The sequence below is a fragment of the Aeromonas sp. s1(2024) genome (genome assembly GCF_040908005.1).
Lineage (GTDB): Bacteria > Pseudomonadota > Gammaproteobacteria > Enterobacterales > Aeromonadaceae > Aeromonas > Aeromonas caviae.
The window spans coordinates 1-15,877 of sequence record NZ_JBFOCW010000008.1; the positions used below are offsets into that span (position 1 = coordinate 1).

General features: G+C 64.2%; 15 protein-coding genes. 12 read left to right on the top strand and 3 right to left on the bottom strand.

Annotated features, from left to right (window positions below; all coding sequences use genetic code 11):
• Positions 1-101: 101 nt before the first annotated feature.
• Positions 102-416: a hypothetical protein gene (locus AB5Y70_RS02365; RefSeq protein ID WP_041212845.1), complete on the top strand. Its 315-nt coding sequence runs from the start codon at positions 102-104 to the stop codon at positions 414-416.
• Here AB5Y70_RS02365 and AB5Y70_RS02370 read toward each other — a convergent pair.
• Complete coding sequence (locus tag AB5Y70_RS02370; RefSeq protein WP_041212846.1) at positions 406-1,749, bottom strand: dihydroorotase; 1,344 nt, start codon at positions 1,747-1,749, stop codon at positions 406-408. The genes AB5Y70_RS02365 and AB5Y70_RS02370 overlap by 11 nt on opposite strands.
• 79 nt (positions 1,750-1,828) lie before the next feature.
• Between AB5Y70_RS02370 and AB5Y70_RS02375 the strand changes: the two genes are divergently transcribed.
• A complete protein-coding gene (locus AB5Y70_RS02375; protein WP_161648123.1) occupies positions 1,829-2,713 on the top strand; it encodes a 6-carboxytetrahydropterin synthase in 885 nt (294 codons plus the stop codon).
• A 67-nt stretch (positions 2,714-2,780) separates the two neighbouring features.
• Here the strand turns inward: AB5Y70_RS02375 and AB5Y70_RS02380 are convergent, their stop codons facing one another.
• The gene (locus AB5Y70_RS02380) at positions 2,781-4,793 is read right to left on the bottom strand and encodes a methyl-accepting chemotaxis protein (protein WP_041212848.1); all 2,013 of its coding nucleotides are present in this window, start codon (positions 4,791-4,793) and stop codon (positions 2,781-2,783) included.
• 256 nt (positions 4,794-5,049) lie between these two features.
• Between AB5Y70_RS02380 and hinT the strand changes: the two genes are divergently transcribed.
• The 10 genes from hinT (at position 5,050) to AB5Y70_RS02430 (ending at position 15,067) form a co-directional block, all read left to right on the top strand.
• The gene (gene hinT / locus AB5Y70_RS02385; protein ID WP_010674343.1) at positions 5,050-5,400 is read left to right on the top strand and encodes a purine nucleoside phosphoramidase; all 351 of its coding nucleotides are present in this window, start codon (positions 5,050-5,052) and stop codon (positions 5,398-5,400) included.
• The gene (locus tag AB5Y70_RS02390; protein WP_041212849.1) at positions 5,400-6,821 is read left to right on the top strand and encodes a COG3014 family protein; all 1,422 of its coding nucleotides are present in this window, start codon (positions 5,400-5,402) and stop codon (positions 6,819-6,821) included. Before hinT ends, AB5Y70_RS02390 begins: the two co-directional genes overlap by 1 nt.
• Positions 6,822-6,889: 68 nt before the next feature.
• A complete protein-coding gene (locus tag AB5Y70_RS02395; protein WP_041212850.1) occupies positions 6,890-7,288 on the top strand; it encodes a YcfL family protein in 399 nt (132 codons plus the stop codon).
• A complete protein-coding gene (lpoB, locus tag AB5Y70_RS02400; RefSeq protein WP_010674346.1) occupies positions 7,288-7,884 on the top strand; it encodes a penicillin-binding protein activator LpoB in 597 nt (198 codons plus the stop codon). The genes AB5Y70_RS02395 and lpoB overlap by 1 nt, the downstream gene beginning before the upstream one ends.
• Positions 7,874-8,737, top strand: coding sequence for a phosphotransferase (locus AB5Y70_RS02405; protein ID WP_041212851.1), 864 nt, complete (start codon positions 7,874-7,876; stop codon positions 8,735-8,737). The genes lpoB and AB5Y70_RS02405 overlap by 11 nt, the downstream gene beginning before the upstream one ends.
• Before the next feature lie 51 nt (positions 8,738-8,788).
• Complete coding sequence (locus AB5Y70_RS02410) at positions 8,789-9,649, top strand: DUF6279 family lipoprotein (protein ID WP_039038970.1); 861 nt, start codon at positions 8,789-8,791, stop codon at positions 9,647-9,649.
• 106 nt (positions 9,650-9,755) lie between these two features.
• Positions 9,756-10,223, top strand: a complete 468-nt coding sequence (locus tag AB5Y70_RS02415; protein ID WP_041212852.1) for a hypothetical protein — start codon at positions 9,756-9,758, stop codon at positions 10,221-10,223.
• A gap of 148 nt (positions 10,224-10,371) precedes the next feature.
• On the top strand, positions 10,372-12,174 hold the full coding sequence (gene secD / locus AB5Y70_RS02420) for a protein translocase subunit SecD (protein ID WP_041212853.1): 1,803 nt from the start codon (positions 10,372-10,374) through the stop codon (positions 12,172-12,174).
• A gap of 109 nt (positions 12,175-12,283) precedes the next feature.
• A complete protein-coding gene (gene secF / locus AB5Y70_RS02425; protein ID WP_029314368.1) occupies positions 12,284-13,198 on the top strand; it encodes a protein translocase subunit SecF in 915 nt (304 codons plus the stop codon).
• 249 nt (positions 13,199-13,447) lie between these two features.
• Positions 13,448-15,067 (top strand): methyl-accepting chemotaxis protein, encoded by a 1,620-nt coding sequence (locus AB5Y70_RS02430; protein ID WP_109422398.1) that lies wholly within the window; start codon positions 13,448-13,450, stop codon positions 15,065-15,067.
• Positions 15,068-15,121: 54 nt separating this feature from the next.
• Here the strand turns inward: AB5Y70_RS02430 and AB5Y70_RS02435 are convergent, their stop codons facing one another.
• Entirely contained in the window at positions 15,122-15,724 is a 603-nt protein-coding gene (locus AB5Y70_RS02435) for a DUF924 family protein (protein ID WP_053288514.1), read from the bottom strand.
• Positions 15,725-15,877 lie beyond the last annotated feature (153 nt).

A 15,877-nucleotide genomic window follows, 5' to 3' on the forward strand; every position in this document is an offset into this window, starting at 1 on the left:
TGAGAGGATTCGAACCTCCGACCCTCTACACCCCATGCAGATGCGCTACCTGGCTGCGCTACACACCGACGGAGTCAGCTCGGCTGACGGGGAGGGAGTTTATGGAGATGCCCCGACCCTGTCAACAGGGGAAATTCAGGTTCGAGATCGTTTGCCTGCTTTGCGAGCAACTTCGGATCAAAGTGCGACCAGTGGTGCATTTTGTCGGCACCTCACCGCTGTCTTGCAGGAAAAACGGCCACCCGGAGGTGGCCGTTTGGCGTGATGCTCTCAAGCCGAGATCAGCGGTTGAAGGTGAGACGCTTGCCCAATACCTTGTCGGTGACTTGGCCGTTCTGCCAGGCTATTTGCCCGTTGACCAGGGTCATCTCAAGCAGGGCGCGCTGGAAGCGGTCATCATCCAGATCAGCGGTTGAAGGTGAGTCGCTTGCCCAATACCTTGTCGGTGACTTGGCCGTTCTGCCAGGCTATTTGTCCGTTCACCAGGGTCATCTCGATGGTGCTCTGGAAGCGGTAGCCGTTGAACGGGGACCAGCCGCACAGGTAGAGCAGGTTGCTGTCGGTGACCACGTAGGGCTTGCCGAGATCCAGCAGCACCAGGTCGGCGAAGTAACCTTCCCGGATGTAGCCGCGATCCTGCACCTGGAAGCGCTCGGCCACCGCGTGGGAGGTCTTCTTGACGATGGTTTCCAGCGAGAAGACGCCGTTGTGGTAGAGCTCCAGCAGCGCCTGCAGGGAGTGCTGCACCAGGGGCACGCCGGAGGGCGCCTTGAAGTAGCTGTTCTGCTTCTCTTCCCAGGTGTGGGGAGCGTGGTCGGTGGCGATGATGTCGAGCACGTCGTTGCGTACCGCATCCAGCAGGGCGTGCTGGTCGGCAGCGCTCTTCACCGCCGGGTTGCACTTGATCTGGCTGCCCAGGGTGTCGTAGTCCGCCTCGTTGAAGAAGAGGTGGTGGACGCACACTTCGGCGGTGATGTTCTTGTCCTTGAGATCCTTCAGATCCGGGGTGGCGGTAAAGAGTGAGAGCTCTTTCGCCGTGGTCAGGTGCAGCACGTGCAGCTTGGCGCCGTACTGCTTGGCCAGGGAGACCGCCATGCTGGAGGATTTGTAGCAGGCGTCCGCGCTGCGGATGCGGCCGTGCTCGCGCATGGGCACGTCTTCGCCCCACTTGGCGCGAGCTTCGTCTTCCAGCACCTTGATGGACGGGGTGTCCTCGCAGTGGGTGACGATCATCACCGGGCTCTCGCGGAAGATGGCTGCCAGGGTCTCCTGGTTGTCCACCAGCATGTTGCCGGTGGAGGCCCCCATGAAGATCTTGATGCCGCAGGACTGCTTGGGATCGAGCTTCTTGATCTCTTCCAGGTTGTCGTTGGTGGCACCCAGGTAGAAGCTGTAGTTGGCGGCGGCGGAGTTGGCGGCGATCTGGTATTTGGCTTCGAGGGCTTCGATGGTGGTGGTCTGGGGATTGACGTTGGGCATTTCCATGAAGCTGGTGGTGCCACCGGCCACGGCGGCCCGGGATTCACTGGCGATGGTTCCCTTGTGGGTCAGGCCGGGTTCCCGGAAGTGGACCTGATCATCGATCATCCCGGGGATGAGATGACGGCCCGTTGCATCGATCACCACGGCATCGGGGGCACTGATGTCCGGGGCGACGCGGGCGATCCGCTCACCCTCGATCAGGACGTCGGAGGCATAGATGCGGCCTTCGTTGACCAGGGTGGCATTCTTGATAAGCAATTTGTTCATGGGGGAGTCCGGTTCCTTTGTCAGTGATCGCGGGTCATAATAGCGCAAACCGCCCTTTCTCTGTAGCAAGGCCTGAGTAATGAAGTTATTTGTTAGAGATTTGACTGTGATCGATTCCAGCTATTTATGCGAGCGCCGCGGCATGGTGGGCGAGAGCTGGCTGGTGGACATCGAGATGAGCGGCGAGCTCAACGAGATGAGCATGTTGCTGGACTTCGGTCGGGTGAAGAAGCTCATCAAGTCGATCATCGATGAAGAGGTGGATCACAAGCTGCTGGTGCCGACGGAATGTCCCCTGGTCCATGTCCACGCGCTGGACAACGACGAGAGTACCGTGGATCTGCTGCGTCCGGGTCGCGCCATCCACCTGCGCTGCCCGACCCAAGGGTTTGCCTTCATTCCCGCCCCCCAGGTGGATAAAGAGTCGGTGACCCGCTATCTGCTGGGGGTACTGGCCAAGCGTCTGCCCGGCAACATCAAGGATCTCTCCCTGACGTTGCGTTCGGAGCGCATCGAGGGCGCCTTCTACCACTACAGCCACGGCCTCAAGAAGCACGACGGCAACTGCCAGCGCATCGCCCACGGCCACCGCTCTCCCGTCGAGATCCTGGTGGATGGAGAGCGTGACGAGGAGCTGGAGTTCAACTGGGCCGAGCGCTGGGCCGACATCTACCTGGGCACCGAAGAGGACAGAGTGGCCCTTGGCGAACTCGCCCTGAGCAAGCGGGCCGAGGCGTCACTGAAAGAAGGGGACGCTCACTACATCGGCTTCAAGTACGTGGCGCCCCAGGGGCTGTTCCAGCTCGCCATGCCGGCGGTGGAGGTGGAGATGATCGACACCGACACTACCATCGAGCTGCTGGCCCACTACATCGCCCGCGAGGTGAAGAAGCAGGTAGGGGACAAGTTCGTCAAGATTGTCGCCTATGAAGGGGTCGGCAAGGGCGCCATCGCCTACGCCTGAGCCAGGTTCTTCGCTGCCATGAAAAGGCCCCGCCAATGCGGGGCCTTGTCGTATCGGGTCGTGGCCATCAGGCACTGAGGCGGAAGCGCTGGACCAGCCCCTCCTGCTGCTCGGCAAGGGAGTCGAGCTGCTTGCTGGTCTCGGCGACCCGCTCTATGCCCTGATAGTTGAGATCCGAGATGTCGGAGATGCGGTTGAGGTTGGTGGCGATGTCGGCGCTGGTGGCCTGCTGCTGCTCGGCGGCGGAGGCTATCTGGCTGGACATGTCGCTGATGAGCACCACGATGCCCTGTACCTCTTCCATGGCGTTGTTGGCCTGGGAGCTCTGATCCACGCAACTGTCCATCTCGCGGGAGCACTCCTGCATCACGTTGACTGCCCGGGCGACGCCTTGCTGCAGGTTCTCGATCATGGTCTGGATTTCGCTGGTGGACTGGGCGGTGCGGCCAGCCAGGTTGCGCACCTCGTCGGCCACCACCGCAAACCCGCGTCCCTGCTCGCCGGCGCGGGCCGCCTCGATGGCGGCGTTGAGGGCCAGCAGGTTGGTCTGCTCGGCGATGCCGCGGATGACGTCGAGGATGTTGCCAATCTGGCCGCTCATGGCGCTCACGTCGCCAATCACCTTGCCGGTCTGCTGCAGCTTGCCCGCGAGCTGGTGGGTGGTGGTGATGTTGCCTGCCATCACTTTGCGCCCCATCTCGGAGGCTTTCTCCACATCCTGCACCCGCTCCAGGGTCTGGTTGGCGGCCTGGGCCACCTCCCGCACCGAGGCCTCCATCTGGGTCATGGCGGCGGCGACCGAGGCGGTCTCCTGACGCTGTTTCTCCAGATCCGCCCGCACCGATTCGGTGGTGTGGCGGTTGTCGTGGGCGGCGCTGTTGAGCTGGGTCGACGCCTGGGAGAGCTGCTTGAGCACATCCCCCATCTGGTGGATCAGCAGGTTGATCTGGCTGGCGAGCTGGCCGAATTCGTTCTGGCTCTTGAAGCCGACGCGCTGGGTCATGTCACCCTGGGTCACCTCGGTCAGCACCCGCAGCAGCTCTTTCAGGGGGCGGCGGATGGCCTTGCCCAGGGTGAAGGCCACCAGGATGGCGACGAAGATGGCGATGGCGATGCTGATCCCCTGGGTCAGGGTACTCTGGGTCTGCACCCGATCGGAGGCCTGGATGCTGGCGTTCATCAGCTGCTGGCTCTGGGCGGTGATCCCCTCCAGCTTGTTCTGGATGCTGAGGATGAGCTGGCTAGCCTGCTTGCTCTGCTCGCGCATGGCCTGCTGCTGCTTCATCAGGGCCAGGTATTGGGAGAGCACGCCGTCATTGCCCGTGGTGTCGCGCACGAAGCCATGGACGTAGTGGCCCATGTTGTTGTCGAAGTCCTTGAGCTCCCCCTGGAGATCCTTGATGGTGCTGTTGAAGCCCTCGATCTGCATCTTGTTGCGCTTGAGCGCCGCCTCGATGGGGGCGGGGATGCTCTGGTTGAGGGCATCCATGGTGGAGAGCTCGATGGCGGATAGCTTGGTGGTCAGGGTCTCGGAGAGCATCTTGATGAAGCTGTCGTCGATGGTGACCATCATGTCCCCCAGGTTCTTCTTGAACTGGGGCAGGCTGACCTGGAACTGGCCCTTGGCCTGATTGACCTTGTGCAGCCGGGTGAGCAGGGCCTCGTGTTCGCCGGGCAGGGTCTGGGTCAGTTGCAGGTAGTCATCCACCAGCTTGACGAGGACTGTCATGTCCGCCTGCAATTGGGGATGCACCGCCACCTGCTGCTTGAGGCTGGCGACCATCTTGTCGACCTGGCCCTTGGCCTGTTGCAACTCGGCCACTTCCGCCGGCAGTTGCTTGAGATCCTGCTCGGTCAGCACGTCGGTGAGCCATTTGTTGGCGCTGAGCAGGCTTATCTGGGTCTGGCTGCTGGCGAGTACCAGCGGCATGGACTCCTGGGTCACCTGATCCAGGGCGCCGCTGAGTTCGCTCTGGCCGCGAAAGGTCAGTACCGCACTGGCGACCATGACGGCGACCAGGATGGCAAAGCCCAGATAGACTCTCTGTAGGATCGAGAGGTCTGACATTGTTTGTTTCATTATTGTCCCGCTGTCTGTGCAAAAGTCCCTTGCCTGAGTACCCCGTCCCTTTGATACCCTGCATGCCCCGAAGGGGATGCCGTTGTGGTTCGCGGGACGTCTCCTCGCTATCGGTATTCTTCACAATAACTGAAGCGATTGGGACAACGGCTGTGCCAAATGTCGGCTTGTGTCACACTTGGCGCGTTGCGGCGGCCTGTTTGGGAGCCGCTTGAGCTTTGTATTGAATTTTCTTTTTCCTATAAAGGAGTTACCCATGGCGCAAGAAACCATTTTCAGCAAAATCATCCGCAAGGAGATCCCCGCCGACATCCTTTATCAAGACGATCTGGTGACCGCGTTTCGCGACATCCAGCCCAAGGCTAAGACCCATATCCTGATCATTCCCAACGTGCTCATCCCCACCGTCAACGATGTGGAGCCGGATCACGAGCTGGCGCTGGGCCGGATGTTCACCGTGGCCCGCAAGCTCGCCAGCGACGCGGGCATCGCCGAGGACGGCTACCGCCTCATCATGAACTGCAACCGCCACGGCGGGCAGGAGGTCTATCACATCCACCTGCACCTGGTCGGTGGCGAGCCCCTGGGACCCCTGCTGAGCCTGTGATGCGCCTCGTCCCGTCGACCGGCCTGCTGTTGGCCGGTCTGCTGCTGGGAGGCTGTGCCTCCCAGTGGAAAGACATGTTCGTCTCCTACTCGGATCAGATGGTGCCTCTGCGCAACCAGCTGCTGCTGGGCCATGCCGCCGAAGCCCTGCCCGAGGTGCGCGAATCGACCCCGGGGGACGACACCTTCGTGCTCGACCAGCTGGAGAAGGGGCGCATCGCCTGGCTGGCGGGTCAGGACGGCCCCAGCAAGCAGGCCTTTGCCACCGCCGACAGCCGGCTTGCGTGGGAAGACAATCAGGCCGAGTACCGCCTGAGCCAGGGACTGGCCCAGGCGGGCAGCCTGCTCACCAACGATCAGACCCTGGCTTACCAGGCGCCCGATTACGAGCGCACCATGCTGCACCACTATCTGGCGCTCAACTACTTGCAGCGCGGGGATGCCGACGGCGCCCTGGTAGAGGTGCGCCGTGCCAACCAGGTGCAGGAGCAGGCCCTTAAACGGCGGGCCGACGAGGTGCGCAAGGCCGCGCAGGAGGGGGAGCAGGAGGACGAAGCCGGGGAGATGCGCCAGCTGATGTCGCGCGGCGCCCCCGAGCTCGATCGCCTGATAGGCCAGGTGAAAAACGGTTTCCAGAACGCCTACACCTTCTATTTCTCCGGCGTGCTCTACGAGGCGGCCGGGGATCTCAACGATGCCTGGGTCGATTACCAGCGCGGCTACCAGATAGCGCCGGACAACCAGAGCCTGCAGGATGCCTTGCTGCGCCTGGCCCGGCTTCGCGGCTCTCCCGAGGAGCTCAAGGAGACCGAGCAACGGATGGGCCGCAAGGCGCCGCCCTTGGCCAAGGATCAGGGCCAGCTGGTGGTGCTGTTTGAAGATGGCCTCATCCCGGCGCGCCGTGAGCTCTTCCTACCGCTGCCCATCTCCACCTCCAGCGGCGATTTTCGTACCTTTACCGTGGCGGTGCCCTATTACGACAATCGGGCCAGCGACGGCGCCCCGCTCACCCTGTCGGTGGGCAAGGGGGTGGCGCAGACCAGCGAGCTGGTGAGGCTGGAGGCGTTGGCGGCCAAGGATCTGCAGGAGCGGCTGCCTGGCATGCTGACCCGGCAGGCCCTGCGGCTGGTGGCCAAGGAGCAGGTGCGGCGCACCGCCGCCAAGGAGGGGGGGGATGTGGGCAACATCCTGGTGGGGATCTTCAACACCCTCTCGGAGCGGGCGGATACCCGCAGCTGGCTGACGCTGCCCGCCAAGGCCTCGAGCTGGCAGGGGATGGTCCCGGCCGGGAACGTCACCCTGACCCTGGGGGCGGGCAGCGCCATGCGTACCCTGCCACTCAGCGTCCACGCCGGGCGCACCACCCTGGTGTGGGTACAGCGCCTGGGGAGCGGGCTCACGACCCGGGTGATGCCCCTCTAGGGGGAACCGGATATGGCAACTCAGATGAATGACCGGTCGGGCCGACGGCCACCGGCAAGGAGAGCAAGATGAAAGCACAAGGGTTGGCCCTGGGCCTGGTTCTGCTGCTGGCGGGCTGTGCCACCAATACTTCCGGCGTGGCGCTCTATGGCGCGGCCGGTGCGGCGGCGGTGGCCGAGCAGCATCAAAACGTCAACGTCACCCTGACCGAACTCAGCCGGCGCCAGCAGAACGGCCTGTTGCAGGTCAACGTGGCGGCGGCCAGCACCCAGCGTGGTGACAACAGGCTGCAATATCTCTTCTACTGGTATGACGACGCGGGGCAGGAGGTGGCCAGCGATGGCCGCGGCTGGACCCCCCTCAAGTTGCATGGCTACCAGACCCGCACCCTGTCCGCCCTGGCGCCGAGCCCGGCCGCCCGGGGTTACCGGATTTACGTTCGCGAAGTGATGGAGGAATCCTACTGATGAAAATGAATCATGCCCTGCTGATCCTGACCGGCGCCCTGCTGCTGGGCGGCTGCTCCAGCACCACCGTCAGCTATGGCGATCCCACCGAGACCGAGACGGTGACCGTCGATTACGGCTCCTCCGACTTGCAGGCCATCGCCGACAAGATGGCGGATTCCATGCTGGCGTCCCCGGCCACCAGCGAGATCACCGCCGGGGGCCGCCCGGTGATGTTCATGGACTCCATCCGCAACAAGACCTCGGAGCACATCGACACCGAGGCCATCACCGACACTATCCGCACCAAGCTGCTGCGCTCGGGCAAGTTCCGCTTCGTGGACATGAGCAAGGTGGCGGCGGTCAAGCAGCAGCTCGAATACCAGCAGGGCAGCGGCATGGTGGATCCCGCCACCATGGTGCGGCTCGGCAAGCAGACCGGTGCCCGCTACATGGTCTATGGCAACCTCGCCAGCATCGTCAAGGACAACGGCAAGGTGAAGGACGTCTACTACCAGATGACCATGAACCTGATGGATGTGGAGAACGGCGAACTGCTGTGGGCCGATCAGAAAGAGATCCGCAAACAGGCCAAGAAGTCCACCTTTGGCTGGTGAGGACCCGCGGGGGCAGGGGGATCTGGCGGAGCTGGCGCTCCTCGCCAGCCTGCCGGCGCCCTGGGATCAGGGGCGCCTTGAGCCGCTGGGCCAGGGCCTGACCAACGGCAACTACCGGCTCTGTCTCCCCACTGGCGAGCAGGCCTTCCTGCGCCGCGGTCATCCGGATCCGGTGCGCCTTGGCATCGACCGGGCCACCGAGTGGCAGCTCTACCAGGGGGCGGTGGGGCAGGGGCTGGCGTTGCCCTGTCATCACGGCGATCCCGCCACCGGCCTGATGCTGCTGGCGTGGTGCGACGAACCCAACTGGGCCGAGCAGGCGCCGCCTCTCGCCGCGCAGCCCCGCCTGATGGCGGATGTGCTGGTGCGGCTGCACCGCCTGCCGGTGCCGACCGTGGTGATGGCGGTGCGGGCCCACAGCGGCGGGTATCGGCAGCGTCTGGCCCATATCCCTCCCTGGCTGCCCGCCCTGGAGCGGGCCCTGCTCGCGAGCCGGGAGCCGGACGACTGCTGGCTCCCTTGCCATCACGATCTCAATCCGGCTAACTTGTTGGGGGCGCGGCCCTGGGTCATCGACTGGGAGTACGGCGCCGCCGGTCATCCTGGGTTCGAGGTCGCCAGCATTCAGCGCACCCACGGCTGGAGCGAAGAGCAGCGGTGCCAGTTGGAGAGCTGCTATCTTGAAGCCATGGACGGGGCAGCGACGGGGCTGGGGCCCCGGGGATTCCAGGCCGATGCCTTCCTGCCCTGGGTCGATTACATCGGCCTGCTGTGGGCGCTGCTGATGGCCGAACAGCAACCCGGGCCCGAGTATCAGGCCCTGATCGACATCAACCGCCAGCGCCTGGAGTGATGCCCGGCAACGGCCCGCGCGACGCGTGTATTCAATGAATGGGAGGCATGCATGGTGACCACATTCTCATGGCGTCAACCGCGTAGCTGGAGCCTGCTGCTGCTCTGCCTGCTGCTGACGGGTTGCGCCACCCGGGTGATCTACTACTGGCTCGACTCGGCCATCGTCTGGCAACTGGACGACTACTTCTCCCTGGACCGCAGCCAGAAGAAGCTGCTGGACCAGGAGGTGAAGGGGCTGATGGCCTGGCACCGGCAGCATGAGCTGCCCATCTATGCCCGGGATCTCGACGCCCTGGCCAAGGCGGTGGCCAGCCCCATGAGCCCTGCCCAGGTGACCCTGCATCTGGACAGAACCCAGGCGAGCCTGACCCGTACCCTGGAGAACGCCATTCCCCGCACGGTGCGCCTCGCCAAGACCCTGACCGACGAGCAGGTGGCTCGCTTCATGGCCGATCGGGTGACGCGCCAGCAGGAGCGTCAGCACGATTTTGCCACCCAGTCGAAGGCCGAGATGATCAAGGGCTTTCGGGAGAAGATGAACGAGCGCCTGGTGTTCTGGATTGGCAAGGTGAAGCCGGCCCAGGAGCCCCTCATCACGCAGTGGGCCGAGTGGCAATACGAGATGATGGCCCCCTGGCTCGACTTTCAGGAGGCCTGGACCAAGGAGCTGGATCGGCTGATGAAACAGCGCCAGAGCCCGGATTTCGGCCAGGAGCTGACCCGCTTGCTCCAGCAGGGGGACGGCCTGATGGATGGCCGCTTCACCGGCTACACGGACCAGTCCCGCCAGCGCACCATCCAGTGGCTGAGTGATCTCAGCCACTCCATGGATCTCTCCCAGCGGGCCCACCTCTACACCCTGCTCAAGGACTATGCCGAGGACTTCGAGGGCATGACCCGCAGCCGCTGAGGACGCGATGAGACAACACAAGGGCGGCGGGCCCCGGGCCTGCCGCCCTTGTTCTTGTGGGGCAGGCTGTGGTAGCTTGCCCTTTCTATTGTGTGGGAATTAACTTTTGAACCTGACCGACAACGTGAAACTGGCGGCGATGACCCTGCTCATCACCCTCGCACTGTTGTTCTCTACCCTCTCGGTGGAGGGGGTCAAGGTACCCGCGTTCCAGCCCTCGGCCCAGCAGGCCCACTCGCTGGCGGAGGGGGCGGCGCCTGCCGACGCAAGCCCGGCGGCCCACGGCGTCAGCGGCAGTGACGATGGCATCGTCAAGTTCGTCGGCTCCCACCAGAATCACCTGCTGCGCCTCGAGCACTCCCTGAGCCGCGATCATCAGCCCGGCAGCGTGGTCTACGAGCTGGTGATGAGCTGGTCCCAGCAGGCGATCCTGCTGCTGCTGTGCGGCCTGCTGTTCTATGCCGCCCTCTTCTACCCGGGGACGAGCTTTCGCGATCACTTCGCCGGCATTCACAGGCGCCGCCTGCAGCGCCGGCATCTGCAGTACCGCTTCGCCCAGAGCTTCCTCGCCTGACCCCGATGGGGTCAGCTTGCCACCTGTTGCCTCATCTTCTCTCTGTTGCTGTTCACTTTTAGTGAACGGCTAGGCTGTCTTGTTTCATTTTTTTGCACGGCGCGACCCCGGTGTCGCCCCTTGCCATCGCCTGACAGAGGCCGATTTCATGAGAAAAAAGAGTCATACCGTGTTGAACCGCATGAGCCTGTGGCAGTACGCCCTGTTGCTGCTGATGCTGGTCACGTTCGCGTTCTATTCCCTGCCCACCTTCTTCGGTGAGCAGCCCTCCCTCGGTCTGCACGGCCAGTCGCGCCTGAGCGACGCGCAGCGCACCCTGCTGGCCGAGAACCACATCGACCCCCTCAAGCAGATCGCCCAGGGTGGCCGGATAGCGCTGGTGTTCGCCAGCCAGGGGGAGCAGCAACTGGCCAAGCAGTTGCTGGAGCAGCAGGGGCTGGACAGCGCCGCCCTGACCCTGGAGTTCTACTCCAACGCCCCGGCCTGGATCAGCCGGCTCGGCGCCGATCCCATCAAGCTCGGGCTGGACCTGCGCGGTGGCTCCCAGCTGCTGATCGGGGTGGACGTGGATTTTGTCATCGACAACCAGACCAAGAACCTGGTGGATACCCTGCGCACCCGTTTTCGCGAGGCCAACCTGCGCGGCGCCAGCGTGATGCGCACCGCCCAGGGGAGCGTGGCCGTCACCCTGCCCGACGTGACGGGGCAGGAGGCCTGGCTCTCCATCATCAAGGAGAGTGCCGGTACCCGCCAGGATCAGTGGACACTGAGCCGTTCCGGCAATGCACTGACCCTGGTGCTGAGCGACGCCGAGCGCACCCTGCTGGTGAACAACGCCGTGACCCAGAACCTGTCGATCCTGAAAAAGCGGATCAACGAGCTCGGCATCGTCGAGGCCTCGGTGGTGCGTCAGGGGCAGGACGGCATCCGCATCGAGCTGCCGGGGGTGCACAACCCCAAGCAGGCGAAAGAGGTGATCGGCGCCACCGCGTCCCTGGCCTTCTATGAAGCCAAGGCCGACAGCCGCTTCTTCATGGCGGATCGCAGCGGCCAGGCAGTGGGGCTGGCCCGCCAGCCGGTGCTGAGCGGCGAGCACATCGTCGATGCCCGCGCCAACATGGGGGAGATGGGGCAGCCCCAGGTCAACATCGTGCTCGACACCCTGGGGGGGAGCAAGATGAACCAGTTCAGCCGCCAGCACGTGGGCAAGCCCATGGCCACCGTCTTCACCGAGTACAAGACCAACGCCGAAGGCAAGCTGCGCGCCCGAAGCGAGGTGATCAACGTCGCCACCATCCAGACCGCCCTTGGCAACCAGTTCCGCATCACCGGGATTGGCAGCCTGCCCGAGGCCCAGGAGCTTGCCATGCTGCTGCGGGCCGGGGCCCTCACCGCGCCGCTGAAGATCCTGGAGGAGCGCAGCATAGGCCCGACCCTGGGTCTGCAGAACATCGAGGCGGGCTTCACCGCCCTGGCGTTCGGCATGGCGGGCATGATGCTGTTCATGATGGCCTGGTATCGCAAGTTCGGCTGGGTCGCCATCACGGCGCTGGTTGCCAACCTGCTGATGCAGGTGGGCATGCTGGCGGTATTGCCGGGGGCCGTGCTGACCCTGCCGGGGATCGCCGGTCTGGTGCTCACCGTCGGCATGGCGGTGGATACCCATGTGCTGATTTTTGAGCGGATCAAGGACCGGCTGCGGGAAGGGGGGTCTTTGGCCAACGCCATCGACTTTGGTTATCGCTCGGCGTTTCGCACCATCTTCGATGCCAACATCACCACCCTCATCTGCGCCGTGGTGCTCTATGCCATCGGCTCCGGGCCGCTGCAGGGCTTCTCCATCACCCTGATCCTGGGGCTCATCTCCAGCATGGTGACCGGCATCTGGGGCACCCGCGCCATCATCAACCCCCTGTGGGGCAACAGCCGCGCCAAGCTGCTGAGGGTATGACCATGAACCGACTTCATCACCATGACGCCGCACCCGTGAGTCTGTATGACCTGCGCACCGACCGCTTCCTGCCGGGAAGTCTGAACCACCTGACGTCGAGGGAAGAACAATGCTGAGAATGATCCTGGCCATGGGGCTGACCCGCTGGCGCTATATCGGGCTGTGGGCCTCCGTGCTGCTGACCCTGGCCTGCGTGGCCGTCCTTGCGACAAAAGGGCTCGCCCTCGGGCTCGATTTCACCGGCGGGATCCTGCTGGAGTTTCGCATCCAGACCCTGAAGGAGGCCCATGAGCTCAACGCCCTGCTGACGGCGCCCCTGGCGGGGGTGGTGGAGCTGCACGGCGCCGGTGTGCCCGGCGAGTGGCTCATCAAGCTGCCCCCCCACGCGCTGCCCTGGGCGGCGGAGGATCTGGCGACCATGCTGGGGCAGCAACTCGCCCTGCCGGTGGAGCTCTTGCGCACCACCATCGTCGGGCCCCAGGTGGGCGCGGAGCTGTTCCAGCAGGGGATGCTGGCGGTGCTGGTGGCCTCGCTCGCCATCTCCGCCTACCTGGCGGTGCGCTTCGAGTGGCGCCAGGCCATCGGCATCCTGGTGTCGGTGTTGCACGATGGTCTGGTGGCCATCGGGCTGCTCGCGCTCTTTGACATCGAGTTCGACCTCAACGTCATCGCGGGCCTGATGGCGGTGATAGGCTACTCCCTCAACGACAGCATCGTCATCTCGGACCGGTTGCGGGACTTGCTGGGGTCTCGTACCCGCATGGGGATCCACGAGTGCTCGGACGTGGCCATCAAGGCCACCTTCAGCCGCACCATGATCACCTCGGGCACCACCCTCTTCACCGTGGGGGCCCTGCTCCTGTTCGGCGGCGACGCCCTCTACGGCTTCTCCTTCACCCTGTTCGCCGGCATCCTGGTGGGGACGCTCTCCTCCATCACGGTGGCCTCCACCGTGCAGGAGCTGCTGGGGCTCTCCCCCCAGGCCTACCAGAAAAAAGAGGAGGAGCTGGCCGAGGCGGCGTGACCGGCGAGCGCCCTGCCACGGGGCTCATGGGCGGCCAGTGCGGCCGCCCCGGGCAAAAAAGGAAGGCGAATGCCTTCCTTTTTCCATTCTGCCAGAGGGGGGCGGCGGTCCCGAAGGCCGGGTTGGGGCGGCGGGTGTGACGCGGCCGAGCAGAAGTTGAAAAGTGTAATGAAATGCATGTTTTAGGCGCTATTTTCGGGGCCCGCATCGGCTACCCTGGCAGGGAGTCTATGGATGGAGTAAGCACTCATGAATATCGCTCGTCGGCTTCAACTCATTGCCCTGCTGGTCATGCTGGCCCTGGGGTGTCTCAGCTGGTTCAGTATCAGCAGACTCTCCTCCGCCAATGCGGATCTCAGCTATGTAACAGACAACACAGTCCCCAGCATTTCCACGATCAAGGAGATACAAACAGACTTCTACGCCCTGCATTCATTGATCCAGGCGCACGTGCTCAACACCGACGACAGCAAGATGAGTCAGATAGAGCAGAGCATTGCATCCCTTCACACCAAGATGGACGCCCTGCTGAGCCAGTATGAAAGCGGGATGATCTCCAATGAGGAGGACAGGCAGCTCGTCGCCGATGATCGGCGCCTGGTTGCCCAGTACGGCAAGGCCTCTGAAGACGTCCTGCGCCTGTCCCGCGAGAACAAGAATGTGGAGGCCAGAGAGGCGATCGACAAGGAGCTTGCCCCCTTGTTTGAGCAGCTTTCCCAGGCCATCGACAAGCACGTCCACTTCAACATCCAGCAAGGTGACGCCGTCAAGCTGCGAGGCGAGCAGAATGCCGATAGCAGCATGCAGGCCCTGTTGTTCATCTCGGTGGGCGCGGGTGCCCTCACGCTGGTGCTCTTTCTCTGGCTGTTCAGGCAGGTCGCCAATCCCCTCCGTCTGGCCATGGCGACCCTGTCCGAGATCCAGCGCGACCTGAACTTCACCCTGCGGGCCAATGTGAGCCAGCAGGACGAGATCGGCCAGACGCTGACGGCGGTCAACCGCCTGCTGGACACCTTGCAGCAGACCTTCACCGAGTTCTCAGTGGGCAGCCTGCAGATCAAGAGCACGGCAGAGTCCCTCTCCCAGGCGGCCCAGCACATGGCGGAGTCGGCGAGTCAGGCCAATGACGCCACCAGCCTTATCGCCGCCGGGGTGGAGGAGATGAGCGTGAGCATCACGGACATCTCCCAGCGCACCCAGGAGACCAGCCGCATCACCAATGAATCCGGCAAGCTCGCCAGTGACGGCGGGGCCACCATAGAGCGCACTGTGCTCGCCATCAACGACATCGCCGACGCCATTCGTCAGGCCTCCCGCGATGTGACGGCGTTGGGGGAGGGGATCTCCCGCATCGGTGGGGTGGTGAACGTCATCAACGATGTGGCGGGGCAGACCAACCTGCTGGCGCTCAACGCCGCCATCGAGGCGGCGCGGGCCGGTGAGCAGGGACGCGGCTTTGCGGTGGTCGCCGACGAGGTGCGCAAGCTGGCGGAGCGGACGGCCCAGTCGACCCAGGAGATCTCAAGGACGGTGGAGGCTATCCAGCAAGGGTCCGAGGCCACGGTGGCCAGAATGGTCCTGGTGGAGGAGAAGGTGGCGCAAGGGGTGGCCATGGCGACGGAAAGCGGGGCCATCATCACCCAGATCCGCCAGGCCTCCCATCGCGTCATGGATCAGGTCGGCGAGATCACCCTGGCCATCCGCGAGCAGACCTCGGCGGCGGAATCCATCGCCCTCCAGGTCGAGCAGATAGCCCAGGTGGTGCAGCAGACCAGCAGCACGGCGGAGGAGACCTCCGCCGCCGCAGAGGAGCTGAACGTGACCACGGAGAATATCCACCAGCAGATCTCCCGCTATCGCATCCAGTGAGGTGCGGATCGGTTGTTCTCTCCCCGCCATGCCCATGGCGGGGATTTTTTTATGTCAGAACCCCGAACCGGGCTGTTGCAGGAAGGCGGCCTCTTCCTCCGTGCTCGCCCTGCCCAGGATGGCGTTGCGGTGGGGGAAGCGGCCAAAGCGATCGACGATCACCTGGTGGCGGCGGGCAAAGTCGGCAAAGCCTTCGAAGGTGGTCCGGGCCGGGTCTGTGGCCTGCTCGTCGGCCAGGGCCTCGAACAGGGCGACGCTTCTGGCCTGCTGCTCTTTGGACTCCGCGTGCTCGAGGGGCAGATAGAAGAAGACCCGGGCCAGCGGCGAGAGCCCCTTGTCGACCCCGAGGGTGAGCCCCTTGAGGCACAGCGCCCTGGCCTTGTCGTCCTGGGCGAAGGCGGCGGGGGTGTGGCGGTGAAGGTTTCGCGGCAGCTGGTCCAGCAGCAGGATGAGGGCCAGGCGCCCTGCGGGATCGTCCTCCCAACGGGCGAGCTCGCCCGCTGCGGCACGGGCCGCCAGTTCGCCGAAGCGTGAGGCCAGCAGGGCATCGGTCTCGCTGCTCTTGCCCCACCAGAGGGGGGCCTGACGGGCGGCACGGGGAGCGTCGTCTGCGTCATCGCCAAACCAGAAATCGAGCAGAGGTTGCCAGGGTTGCATGGGAACTCCTTGGGCCGGTGGCCGTGAGGTGAAAACGGAGCAGGGGATCTGCCATGGGGGGCTGCCGCCGTGGCGGCTTCCCGTTACACTGTGCCATCTTTTGCCCCAAAGGGTGATCCCCGGATGGGCCCGTGGTCCCCTGACCCCCTCATC

Coding starts and splice junctions, on each gene's coding strand:
- hinT (WP_010674343.1), top strand. CDS start 5,050: ATGGCGCAAGAAACCATTTTCAGCAAAATCATCCGCAAGGAGATCCCC.
- AB5Y70_RS02410 (WP_039038970.1), top strand. CDS start 8,789: ATGGTGACCACATTCTCATGGCGTCAACCGCGTAGCTGGAGCCTGCTG.
- AB5Y70_RS02370 (WP_041212846.1), bottom strand. CDS start 1,749: ATGAACAAATTGCTTATCAAGAATGCCACCCTGGTCAACGAAGGCCGC.
- AB5Y70_RS02390 (WP_041212849.1), top strand. CDS start 5,400: ATGCGCCTCGTCCCGTCGACCGGCCTGCTGTTGGCCGGTCTGCTGCTG.
- AB5Y70_RS02435 (WP_053288514.1), bottom strand. CDS start 15,724: ATGCAACCCTGGCAACCTCTGCTCGATTTCTGGTTTGGCGATGACGCA.
- AB5Y70_RS02365 (WP_041212845.1), top strand. CDS start 102: ATGGAGATGCCCCGACCCTGTCAACAGGGGAAATTCAGGTTCGAGATC.
- AB5Y70_RS02380 (WP_041212848.1), bottom strand. CDS start 4,793: ATGAAACAAACAATGTCAGACCTCTCGATCCTACAGAGAGTCTATCTG.
- lpoB (WP_010674346.1), top strand. CDS start 7,288: ATGAAAATGAATCATGCCCTGCTGATCCTGACCGGCGCCCTGCTGCTG.
- AB5Y70_RS02430 (WP_109422398.1), top strand. CDS start 13,448: ATGAATATCGCTCGTCGGCTTCAACTCATTGCCCTGCTGGTCATGCTG.
- secF (WP_029314368.1), top strand. CDS start 12,284: ATGCTGAGAATGATCCTGGCCATGGGGCTGACCCGCTGGCGCTATATC.
- AB5Y70_RS02375 (WP_161648123.1), top strand. CDS start 1,829: ATGAAGTTATTTGTTAGAGATTTGACTGTGATCGATTCCAGCTATTTA.
- secD (WP_041212853.1), top strand. CDS start 10,372: ATGAGAAAAAAGAGTCATACCGTGTTGAACCGCATGAGCCTGTGGCAG.
- AB5Y70_RS02395 (WP_041212850.1), top strand. CDS start 6,890: ATGAAAGCACAAGGGTTGGCCCTGGGCCTGGTTCTGCTGCTGGCGGGC.